The sequence below is a fragment of the uncultured Faecalicoccus sp. genome (genome assembly GCF_944325745.1).
Classification (GTDB): Bacteria; Bacillota_I; Bacilli_A; order Erysipelotrichales; family Erysipelotrichaceae; genus Faecalicoccus.
Genome location: NZ_CALVBG010000042.1, coordinates 1 through 11,126, shown reverse-complemented (window position 1 = coordinate 11,126; position 11,126 = coordinate 1). Strand labels below are relative to the sequence as shown.

Below are 11,126 nucleotides of genomic sequence, written 5' to 3'. Positions count from 1 at the left end.
TTGATCTTCTGACACGATTGGATATACCAGTCCGGCACATGGTTGGCTTTCATGGATTCGATCCATTCGTCCTTGAGTCCCTTGCCTTTACGAACACTTTCCATGATCGTAAATGCTTGTTTGGGCTGCAGTCCCATTTGGATCAAATCAACCATGATGTCGTCACGACACCCGATAACTTCGCTCAATACACAAGTCCCGTTGTTGATCAGCTCTTCCGCATTTCCCAGCCAAACATCCGTTCCATGGCTCAAACCAGAAATACTGACAAGTTCGGCAAAGGTCGTAGGTTTTGTCTTTTCCAAGATTCCGCGAACAAAGCGTGTTCCAAACTCAGGGATCCCGGCAGCTCCGGTCACTTCATTGTATCGCGTCGTATCGATCTTTAACGAATCCAAGCCAGAGAAAATTGCCATCGTTTCCGGGTCATTCATCGGCAGTTGGCGCACATCCAGACCTGTGATCCGCTCCAGCATTTTCATAGCGGTCGGATCCACATGGCCTAAAATATCAAATTTCAAGATATTGTCATGGATCTGATGGAAGTCGAAATGCGTTGTCTTCCATTCGGCATTTGGATTATTGGCCGGATATTGGACCGGCGTAAAATCATGAACATCCATATCCAAAGGAACCACAACGATACCACCCGGATGCTGGCCCGTTGTTCGTTTGACACCTTCGCACTCTTTGGCCAGATCGACACGTTTGGCTTCACAGAATGGTTCGATCCCCATTTCCTCTTCGTAGCCTTTGATATATCCATATGCCGTTTTTTCCTGTACAGTCCCTACAGTTCCGGCACGGAAGACATGATCTTCTCCAAAGATCTCTTTAGTAAAGGCATGCGCATTGGCCTGATAGTCTCCTGAGAAGTTCAAGTCGATATCGGGAACTTTGTCCCCTTCAAATCCTAAGAACGTCTCAAACGGAATATCTTGACCATCGCCGCGCATGATCGTTCCACATTTTGGACAAGGTTTATCCAGCAAATCAAAACCAGATTTGACTTCCTCATCCTCAATAAACTCATAGTGATGACAATGCGGACACACATAATGCGGAGACAAGGGATTGACTTCGGTAATGTTGGACATTGTCGCCACAAAACTGGATCCTACCGATCCTCGACTTCCCACCAGATAGCCATCCTCATTGCTTTTTTTCACCAAGAGATGCGAAATATAGTAAACCACATAGTATCCGTGTCCAATAATACTGTCTAGTTCGCGATTCAATCTTTTTTCGACGATTTCCGGCAGCTTTTCTCCATACATCTTATGCGCAGTCTCAAAACAAATATCTCTTAATTTTTGATCCGATCCCTCAATATCCGGCGGATACAGTTTATCCTTGATTGGATAGATCGGTTCCGTTTGCTCTTTTAATCGATTCGGGTTGGTAACCACGATCTGGTGAGCTTGCTCCGGTTCCAGCCAATCAAAGGCTTCCAGCATCTCTTCCGTCGTTAAAAAATGCTGATCTGGCGATTTGCACGCTCTACGCATGCTTTCATCATAGATATAAAGCGGATGTCTGGCATTGCCAATGGCCTTGGCATTGATATAAATGTCACGCACCCGTTTTTGATGAGGATGTACATAGTGGGCATCGCTTGTCGCAATCACCAATTTATTCTTTTTCTTGGCGGCCTCCAGAATATACCCTAAGATCTTTTTGAGATCTTCTGCACTTTGGATCGCCTTTCCTCGTCCGCGCATCTGCAGCAAGTTGGCATAACAAGCCAAAGGCTGGATCTCGACATAATCATAAAAATCCATTGCCTCTTCCAGACTTTGCGCATCCCGTGTATGGGCCAGATCAAAGATCTCTCCGTTCTGGCAACTAGAGCCAATCAAAAGATTGCCGTTTTTCCGTTTCGCTTCCAATTCAAAACGAGGAATTCTAGGTTCTCCGGCTGCGGTTTCTGTCGATAAATATTGGGTATGACTCAAAGTGATCAGCTCAAACAGTTCTTTTAAACCTTCTTTGTTCTTTGCGTACACGGTTGCATGCATCGGTCGTACTTTCTTAAAACTTTGCGGATCACTCAACATCAAATCATCCAAGGTCGCTTCCGTATCAAAACGATTGAGCATATGACATAAGACTTGGGAAAGAACTTCGGCATCATAATCGGCACGGTGCGCCCCTTCGCCATCATAGCTGACGCCATATTGTCGGCATACACTTCCTAAATTATATCGTTTCGCATCCGGCAACATGGCCTGGGCTAAAGGCCAGGTATCGATCACCGGATTCTTGATTCGTTCCTGATGACACTTTTCACAAGCCGCATTCATAAAGCCGACATCAAAGCTCGCATTATGAGCAACCAAGACGGCATCCCCAATAAAGTCCAATAAAGTATGCAACGCTTCTTCGATTGTTTTTTGTCCATCCACATCGCGCTGCGAAATGTTGGTCAATGTCGTGATGCTGGCGGGAATCGGCCGCTTGGGGTCAATGAACATCTGCAGACGGTCGATCACTTCGCGATGTTTCATCTTGACCGCACCAAATTCAATGATCTCATCCAGCCGGTTCGATAACCCGGTCGTTTCCAAGTCAAAGACCACATAGGTCGTATCTTCCAAACGGCGATGATCATTATTCATTACGATCTTATAATCCGGATCCACCATCAGCATCTCACAGCCATAGAGCATTTTGAAATTACGCTTTGGATCTTGTTTGTTTAAAGCGCTGACCTTATGTTGAGCCATCGGAAAAGCCTGAACAACTTGATGATCACAGATTCCAATCGCATCCATTCCCCAGTCATAGGCACATTGAATATATTCCTCAATGGAACAGACACCGTCCATTTCCGAAAAATTCGAATGGACATGCCATTCCGTTCGTTTTTCCTTTGCCCCGTCTTTTCGCTTCGGAGGCTGGATCTCTTCAAACTGATAGATCATGAAGGAATCGCATTTGGCATAGCTGTCGTAGACCACTTCCCCTTTCAGGCGCACAAACATGCCCTTTTTGACCTTCTGGATCTCTTCTACAGGACAGCGAGCCCCTTCAAAGCGTTTGGCCCCGATCGCATCTTCGTAATCCGATATATAGATTATCTGCAACGTTTTGCCCGATTTCATGACCCGGTTCTCAATCGAAAAAATATGTCCTTCGATCATGACATCGCGCATGCCGACTTGCAGATCGGCAATGGAAGACTGTACCGCGGGCTGGCGGCGATATGATTTTTTCACCGGCTCTTCTTTTTTGGGTGCCGGAGCCAAAGGCATCTCGATTCGCTGAGTCTCAATGGCTTTATCGTCCTCGATCTGTTTACAGATCATATCCATGACGATCCCGACTTCTTTTAATAAAGATTCTAAGACCGGTAAAGCTAGATTGAGTTTTGCCAGACGGCTTTCATCTTTTGTCGAAAAAGCCACGGACTCGTTTTCCATAAAAGGATGAAGAAAACGAAAATCTTTCAGTCTCGGCTCTTTTTCCACAAAATAAGCCACATAGCGATCTAAATTGACCATGTCTGTTTTAGGCTGCTTGGCTTCAATTGCCAATTCCACATGCACATGTGTCTGGATCTTCAGATTATGAAGCAATGTCTCATAGAGTTCAAAAGGCAGAACTTCCTCGGTATCTAAAACAATTTCCAGATGTTCGCTTTTTACATGATACAATGGCCCTTTTTTAAACTGAGCATAATCAAAATAAGGTTTCCATTCCTCTGGTAAGAAATGTGCAAATGTTTCCCAAACCATCGATCCTACTCCTTTCATCGAACCATTTTCTTAAACGCATCTTTGGCAGCCAGCTGTTCCGCCTTTTTCTTGGTCGAACTGGTTCCTGTTCCCAACAAGATATCATCCAAATAAACTCCCATTGTAAAAGTTGGGGCATTGCTTGGGCCGACTTCCTCTAAGCATTTATACTGAATCGTCTTTCGGCTGTCTGCCTGGATGACCTCCTGCAGATGCGTTTTATAATCTTTGACATCTTCACTTTTCTCCGCTTTGAACAACGGAAGCATCACTTCTTTTAACAAACGATCACAGGCGGCATATCCCTGATCGATATAGATAGCCCCTAAACAAGCTTCAAATTGATCCGCCAAGATGCTGGCACGCTGGCGGCCTCCGTTTTTTTCTTCTCCGACGCCTAATTTCAAATATTGGAACCATCCTAAACTTTTATTTAATTTCGCCAAAGTGGCTTCGCAGACCGTCTGGGCTCGTAAGGTCGTCATCTGTCCTTCACGCATCTTAGGTTCCATATGAAAAAGCTGATCGGCACTCCATACTTGCAAGACCGCATCACCCATAAATTCCAGCCGTTCATTATCGGACCCTTTTTGATCGTGTTCGTTCGCATAGCTGGAATGCGTGCACGCTTCCTCATAGATCCCTTCATCATGGACCAGATATCCTTGATTGTTTAACCATTGTGAAAATCGCTTCATTTCGGGTCACCTTCTTTCAGATCCCGAGCCACACAAGCCGGCACCATTTGTGAAACATCTTTTCCATAGCGAAGAAATTCCCGCACATTCGAGCTGGAACAATGCATCTTATCTTCGCTGGCCAAAAGGATGACCGTTTCGATCGAAGGATCCAATAGATGATTCATCGCGGCCATGTTTTTCTCATATTCCAGATCGACCCCGTTGCGAACTCCACGGATCATGATATCGGCTTTGATTTCTTTACAGATCTCGGTCGCAAGCCCGGCATGTGCCTGCACGCGGACATGCGGAAGGTCTTTCAACGCTTCTTCCAGCCACTGTTTCCTTTGATCTAAGGGAAACATTGTATGTTTGTCGGAATTTACTCCGATCACGACCACCACTTCATCGAAAAGACGGGTCGCTCTTTGAATAAGATCCAGATGTCCTTGGGTCACAGGGTCAAACGTTCCACAAAAACAGGCTTTTTTCATTCTCTTGTCTCCTTTCGATAATACGTGATCTTGGTATTTCGATATGTTTTTTCACGTTGTTTGGTAAAATGTCCGATTTGTTCCGGAAAGCTTTGGCTGGATAGACTTTCCACGACCACGATCCCGGTATCGCAAACAAGTTCCAAACGATCCAAAGCTTCTAAAAGCTTCACATTTTGTTCTTTTTGGTACGGCGGATCGATATAGACCAGATCAAAGGGCATTTTCATTTGATCTAAGGCTGAAAAAATGTTCGCTTTGATGATCTGAACTTGATTCAAAACGCCCAAAGCCATCGCATTGGCACGGATCACTTTTACGGCTCGATGATCCTGATCCACACAAACCGCTTCTTCCATGCCGCGAGAAAGAGCTTCCAAGGCAATATTTCCCGTCCCGCTGTAACAGTCTAGAATCCTTCCTTTTTCAAAAGATCCGCCCAGGCTCGAAAAAACGGCACCTTTGACTTTATCCGAAGTGGGTCGCGTCGTCTGCCCAGGCACGCTTTCCAATCGCCGGGAACCATATTTACCGGCTACGACGCGCATTGTATTTCATCTCCTTGAGCCGAATCTGCGATATGCATTGTTGAGCGATTCCCATGGTCAGGAAGCAAGCCATCAAAGAAGATCCCCCGCTACTGATAAATAATAAAGGAACCCCTGTCGAAGGAATCAGTCCTGAGACTCCTCCTACATTTAAGAAAAAGTGAATGAAGAGATACGTTCCTGTCCCTCCTAAGATCACCTTATAAGCCATTTCCTTTGTCTTAAACGCATAAAAGAATAATCGATAGAGCAGCAAGCCATACAAAAGGCATAAAAGAGTCAGACCAAAAATTCCTGTTTCTTCCATGATCACCGCAAAGATGTAATCGTTGTCTGCCTGTGTCAGATATCCATATTTTCGCATGGAACCGCCGATTCCTTTGCCAAAGAATCCGCTGCTGGCGATCCCGTATAAGGCATTGGCCGGCTGGTAGCCTTGACCATATACATCATTATAAGGATTCTTGGCATTCGCAATTCGCGTTGCGATATGAGAAAACGGAGTTTGTTCCAAGATCGCCACTCCCAGGTCGGTGACCACAAAGAGAGCCACAAAAGCCAAGATCGAAATCATAAAGATCCATTTGATGACCTTTTGAAAATGGGCTACGCCTGGATAGGTAGGAATAATCAGACAAGCAAAAAAGATCGTCGTAATGATCGCACCGGTCCCGATATCCCTCTGCAGTAAGATCCCGATTATCAACAACAGATAACAGATCATCGGCTTTCGAAACAGAACCTGCCATTTTTGCGTCATCTGAGGATATTTGTGGACACGATATAAAGAAGTGGCACAGATCACGATCAGTACCGGTTTGGCAAATTCGGCCGGCTGGATCGTGACCCCGCCTGGCAAACGGATCCACGCATACGATCCTCCCGAACCGGTAAACAGCAGCGGCAAAAGCATCGCAATAAAGGAAATCACAATGATCGCATTCTCCCATCGTGCGATCCATTTAAATCGAAACATTCGATTCGCAAACCACATACAGAAAAAAGATGCGATCAGATACATCGTCTGACGAATCATCGTCGTTAAAACAACGTTTGAATTCGTCGTTGTTTCCCCGACATTGGTCGATATGATCATGATCGTTCCGCACACCGTCAAAAGTAAAATACACAATGAGATCAAAGGATCACTTTTTGGGTGCAAAGAAAAGACTTGGCGAAATCTTTGCCAAAACGGTTCTTTGGGTATCTGTTTTTTTCTTTTCTTGCTCGATCTTTTAATCGTCCTTTTTTTCGTTTTTACGACAGTACTCATAGATTCCTTTCATCGGTTCAAAAATCAGTCTTGACTGACTAAAAAGTAATAAATCTCGGGATCCGCATTAAATCGGGCATCCACTCGGGTATTTCCCACCCCTGCGGATATGATCACAGAAAAAGGTACAGAAGCCCCTTGCGCACGATTCAAGGTCTTTGATCCTTCCACCTGGCGATACCCGCCTACAAGCGGATAAGTGATCTGGGTGCCATGACTATTGCCCGCCAAGGCAAGAGACACTTGATCTTTGGTCAAGGCATCATTGACCAAATTATCAGGATAATGGCTCACCACCAGATGAAACATTCCTTGTTGATTATTGGCTAATACACTGACGTCAGCACTCGGAGACAAGCCGCACAGCGTAAAGGCATTGGCAATCTGCACCTGCTTATTTTCCAAGATCTCAAATCCTGTTTGAGCATAGATATCCCGTACAGATTGACTGTGGGTCTCATCGATGTCCTTTTCTCCCAACACTGAAAACTTCCCGTAAGGCGCATCAATTCGATTGAAAAAATCGATCAGTGTCTGATTCGATTCGGGCGTAGGTACGAAGGCATCGTCATAGAGATCACCTCCAAAGATCACGATGGAAGGATCCAGATCTTCGATCGTAGAGATCAAATTCTCTGTCCGTTTCGTATCTTGAAAAGTCCCATATTGAAGATCCGTAAAATATACGATCGAAAGGATTCCTGCATCCTTTCCAATCGTCTCATCACGAATTGTTTGATAACGAACATGTAGTTGATTAGGATTGACTTGACTGGCCATATAAAGAGAGCCCGCTAAGGTGCTCACACATAAAAACAAGATTCCAATCAAGATCACTAATTTTTTTTGCAGGCTTGTCATCGCATCACCATGTATTATTCTACCACAGTTTTAAGAAAGAAAAGAAAGAAGACTACGCTTCTTTCCGTTGTGCTTTCTTCTGCATGCGTTTTTGTTGGATCTCCTCCATCGTTTGACGAGAGTTGATGATGACCGGGATCACGATTGGATTACGGTGCGTTTTCTTATATAAGAACGGTTCCAGAGTCGATCGCACGCAATTTTTCAACTCTGAAAAAGTCGTCTTTTCCTTCATCTTCTCCTGCAGGGACTGGTGCACGATAAATTCGGCTTCCCGGATCAATCCTTGTGAATCCTTGATAAAGACGAATCCTCGGCTGACAATGACTGGGCGCGCTAAGATCTTATTCGATTTCGAATCGATAGCGATCACAACGGCCACCAAACCGTTATCGGCCAAGATCCGGCGATCCTTCAAGACCGCTGTTGACAATCCCGAGATATCATTGCCGTCGACATAGATATCATCGCCCTGGAATCGCCAGTCACTTTGAAGCACTTCATGATTGCGAAGGATCAAGATATCCCCGTTCGCACACACGAAGATATTTTCTTTAGGCACACCGACTTCGATGGCCGTCTGCCGATGCTGCATCAGCATCTTATACTCGCCATGTACCGGCATAAAATAACGAGGACAGATCAGCTGCAGCATCAACTTCTGCTCTTCCTTCGAAGCATGTCCTGTCGTATGCAGGTTGTTCAAGATCGATTTGGTCAAGACCGTCGCTCCGGAACGGAACAGTTTATCAATCACTTTATTGACGCTGGCCGCATTGCCCGGAATCGGATTCGAGCTGAACACGATCGTATCTCCCGGTTTTAAATGGATGTACCGGTGAGTTCCGTTACTGATCCGGCTCAAGGCCGCCAAAGGCTCTCCCTGGCTTCCGGTGCAAATGATACAAACTTTATCATCTGGGGTATGCGCTAATTCTTCCGGGGATAAAAAATCAGAATTCTTGATTTTGATCGTTCCCATTTTACGGCCAATATCTACAACATTTTCCATGCTTCGGCCAAAGACGATGACTTTTCGTCCACACTTCACGGCCGCTTCCAAGATTTGCGACACACGATGAACGTTGGATGCAAAGGTCGCCACGATCAAACGCTGCGAAGTTTTGCGCATGATCTCAAGAATCTCATTGGCAACTTTCTTTTCGGAGATCGAAAAATCTTCAACCCCGGAGTTTGTGGAATCCGACATCAAAAGATCCGGTTTTAAAACTCCAATATACGCCATTTTCTGGTAATCCGCATTGGTTCCTACCGGGGTTAGATCGAATTTGAAATCTCCGGTTTCCACAATGGTTCCATTCGGTGTTGTGATCAAAACCCCTAAAGAATCGGGGATCGAGTGGATCGTATTAAAAAATCCCACGGTGAAATACTTGGTCTTGATGCTGGATTCATCATTGATCTCAATAATCTTTGTCCGTTCCAAGCCTTTATGTTCCGCCAGTTTTTTCTGGATCAAAGCCTTGGCAAAGCGCGGCGCATAGATGGCATCAATATTGACTTGCCGCAATAAGAAGGGGATTCCTCCGATATGGTCTTCGTGACCATGGGTGATAACTAAAAATTTTCTTTTTTTGTTCATGCGAATCAAATGATGATAGTCCGGAATGACATAATCGACCCCTAAAAGATCGTCTCCCGGAAACAACACACCACAATCCACGATGCAGATCTCATTTTCGTGTTCAAAACAGTACATGTTTTTTCCAACTTCACCCAGACCGCCCAAGGCGTAGATCAAAGTGTCGTTTTTCTCAACATGATTTTTGGTATGATATGTTTTCTTTGATTGTGCATGCCCAAAACTTGAATTCATCTGTTTTGGCATATTTTCCTCTTTCTGAGCTTTCGGTACTCTTCTTCTATCAATTATATCAAAAAATCCAATAGTCGTTTCAACAAAAAAGCAGAAATCAAATCACTTCTGCTTCAGCATCTTCTTTCCATGGTTCTTCCGGATCGATTCGATCATAATACAAGATCCCGGATAGATGATCGATCTCATGCTGGAGAGCAATCGCAAAATAACCCTCAGCCTTGATCGTCACCACTTTTTGTTGGGTCAGATCATAGCCTCTGACCTTGATACGGGCATGACGAAAGACATGACCAGGATGCTCCTCTTTGACCGAAAGACACCCTTCGCCATTTTCCAAGTAAGCATTTTGCACCGATTCCGAAATGATCTTAGGATTGACCAAGGCCGCTTCATAGACTGTATCCTCATCCGGAACGACAACGGCAATCATCTGTTTGGGGATCCCCAATTGGATCGCCGCGATCCCGACGGCCGGCTGCAGCCCTTGTTCTTGAGCAATCTCGTCATCTTGTGAATCTTTGACATATTGAAGCATGTCCTCCAATAATGCCTGATCTTCCGCTGATAAAGGCAAATCTACTTTTTTGCTTTTTGTTCGTAAGACTGGATCTGAATCCAGAATAATGGTTTCACTATTGATTTTCATGGGATTATTCTAAACCATTTTCACTGTTTTGACAACGAATCTCTTTTTGGCGCAGGATCCCTTGGTACTCTCCTTCCTGGCAGGATCCTACCGCAACAAACCCTAAATTCGTATAATATCGCTCCAAAGAAAGATTGTTTCGGGCTGAATCCAAACGCAGATACCGCTTCCCTAATGTATGGGCATACTGTTCTACCGCTTCTAAAAATTGACTTCCGACAGATTTTGTCTTTGGATCCGAAACAAAGTTATGAACATATAGGGACGGTTCCTGCGAATCCCAGCGCGGATCCTCTTCTAAAAGAACGGCTGCACTGATGATCTTATCGTTTTCATCGATCCAGGCATATAAGCGTCCTTGTTTCGCTTCTTGTTCATAGTAAGCCAAAGGAAAGATCGTATCATAATGATTCCGGTTCCAAGAATCCATTCCTTTTTCATCCATCCAATGCATTCTTTGTCGGATCAAAGAAAAAACCAGCTTGGCTTCTTCTACTGTACATTGACGTATTGGTTTTGATTCTGACATGCCCGTATTCTATCATTGAACTCGTTTTTCGAAAACCGTTTTGACAATCCTTTGAAAAGTTTTATAATAAAAAGGTCAAGACAGGGGCGCCAAAAAGGCTGAGATGGTTTGACCAGTCCCTTATGACCTGATCTAGGTAATTCTAGCGTAGGGAGTCTGAACCTTTTTTACAGTTCCTTACGCCTCAAATGGAGGTGTTTTTTTATGGGAAAGAATTTATCAGTCAGAGATTTGGTATTGATGGCATTTTATGTTGCCCTCTTCATGGTATTGGATACTTTTATCAATACGTTGCCGATGTTGCAGATGCCTAACGGCGGAAGTTTAGGGGTCTCCACTCTTGCTTTATTGCTGGCAAGTTATCATCTGGGATGGAAAAAAGGATTGGCCGTTGCGATCGTAGCTGTCTTTGCCCAATTCATCACCGGACCGATGTACACGCCTACATTGATCGGCTTCTTATTGGATTATCTGCTTGCTTTTGCAGCTTACGGTCTGGCAAGCCTGTTTCCTAACTT

General features: G+C 44.6%; 10 protein-coding genes and 1 riboswitch. Of the genes, 1 reads left to right on the top strand and 9 read right to left on the bottom strand.

Going from position 1 to position 11,126, the window contains the following annotated elements:
* The 9 genes from Q0J48_RS05120 to Q0J48_RS05080 all read right to left on the bottom strand — a co-directional run.
* Positions 1-3,755: PolC-type DNA polymerase III (locus tag Q0J48_RS05120; RefSeq protein ID WP_296242248.1), on the bottom strand; the 3,755-nt coding region annotated here is incomplete at its 3' end.
* Positions 3,752-4,435 carry a ribonuclease III gene (gene rnc, locus Q0J48_RS05115; protein WP_296242247.1) on the bottom strand — a complete coding sequence of 228 codons (684 nt, stop codon included), beginning with the start codon at positions 4,433-4,435 and terminating at the stop codon, positions 3,752-3,754. The genes rnc and Q0J48_RS05120, both read right to left, overlap by 4 nt.
* The gene (gene coaD / locus Q0J48_RS05110; RefSeq protein ID WP_296242246.1) at positions 4,432-4,911 is read right to left on the bottom strand and encodes a pantetheine-phosphate adenylyltransferase; all 480 of its coding nucleotides are present in this window, start codon (positions 4,909-4,911) and stop codon (positions 4,432-4,434) included. Before coaD ends, rnc begins: the two co-directional genes overlap by 4 nt.
* Complete coding sequence (gene rsmD / locus Q0J48_RS05105) at positions 4,908-5,459, bottom strand: 16S rRNA (guanine(966)-N(2))-methyltransferase RsmD (protein WP_296242244.1); 552 nt, start codon at positions 5,457-5,459, stop codon at positions 4,908-4,910. Before rsmD ends, coaD begins: the two co-directional genes overlap by 4 nt.
* The gene (locus Q0J48_RS05100) at positions 5,440-6,732 is read right to left on the bottom strand and encodes an FtsW/RodA/SpoVE family cell cycle protein (RefSeq protein WP_296242243.1); all 1,293 of its coding nucleotides are present in this window, start codon (positions 6,730-6,732) and stop codon (positions 5,440-5,442) included. The genes rsmD and Q0J48_RS05100 overlap by 20 nt, the downstream gene beginning before the upstream one ends.
* A 24-nt stretch (positions 6,733-6,756) precedes the next feature.
* The gene (locus tag Q0J48_RS05095) at positions 6,757-7,593 is read right to left on the bottom strand and encodes a hypothetical protein (RefSeq protein WP_296242242.1); all 837 of its coding nucleotides are present in this window, start codon (positions 7,591-7,593) and stop codon (positions 6,757-6,759) included.
* A gap of 52 nt (positions 7,594-7,645) precedes the next feature.
* Positions 7,646-9,430, bottom strand: a complete 1,785-nt coding sequence (locus Q0J48_RS05090; RefSeq protein WP_296242250.1) for a ribonuclease J — start codon at positions 9,428-9,430, stop codon at positions 7,646-7,648.
* Positions 9,431-9,527: 97 nt separating this feature from the next.
* On the bottom strand, positions 9,528-10,079 hold the full coding sequence (gene def / locus Q0J48_RS05085; protein WP_296242240.1) for a peptide deformylase: 552 nt from the start codon (positions 10,077-10,079) through the stop codon (positions 9,528-9,530).
* Between the two features lie 4 nt (positions 10,080-10,083).
* The gene (locus Q0J48_RS05080) at positions 10,084-10,608 is read right to left on the bottom strand and encodes a GNAT family N-acetyltransferase (RefSeq protein ID WP_296242239.1); all 525 of its coding nucleotides are present in this window, start codon (positions 10,606-10,608) and stop codon (positions 10,084-10,086) included.
* 72 nt (positions 10,609-10,680) lie between these two features.
* A riboswitch (TPP riboswitch) is annotated at positions 10,681-10,779 on the top strand.
* Positions 10,780-10,812: 33 nt separating this feature from the next.
* Between Q0J48_RS05080 and Q0J48_RS05075 the strand changes: the two genes are divergently transcribed.
* A partial coding sequence (locus Q0J48_RS05075) for an energy-coupled thiamine transporter ThiT (protein WP_296242238.1) occupies positions 10,813-11,126 on the top strand: 314 nt, incomplete at its 3' end.

Coding starts and splice junctions, on each gene's coding strand:
- Q0J48_RS05080 (WP_296242239.1), bottom strand. CDS start 10,608: ATGTCAGAATCAAAACCAATACGTCAATGTACAGTAGAAGAAGCCAAG.
- coaD (WP_296242246.1), bottom strand. CDS start 4,911: ATGAAAAAAGCCTGTTTTTGTGGAACGTTTGACCCTGTGACCCAAGGA.
- rnc (WP_296242247.1), bottom strand. CDS start 4,435: ATGAAGCGATTTTCACAATGGTTAAACAATCAAGGATATCTGGTCCAT.
- Q0J48_RS05090 (WP_296242250.1), bottom strand. CDS start 9,430: ATGAATTCAAGTTTTGGGCATGCACAATCAAAGAAAACATATCATACC.
- Q0J48_RS05095 (WP_296242242.1), bottom strand. CDS start 7,593: ATGACAAGCCTGCAAAAAAAATTAGTGATCTTGATTGGAATCTTGTTT.
- def (WP_296242240.1), bottom strand. CDS start 10,079: ATGAAAATCAATAGTGAAACCATTATTCTGGATTCAGATCCAGTCTTA.
- Q0J48_RS05100 (WP_296242243.1), bottom strand. CDS start 6,732: ATGAGTACTGTCGTAAAAACGAAAAAAAGGACGATTAAAAGATCGAGC.
- rsmD (WP_296242244.1), bottom strand. CDS start 5,459: ATGCGCGTCGTAGCCGGTAAATATGGTTCCCGGCGATTGGAAAGCGTG.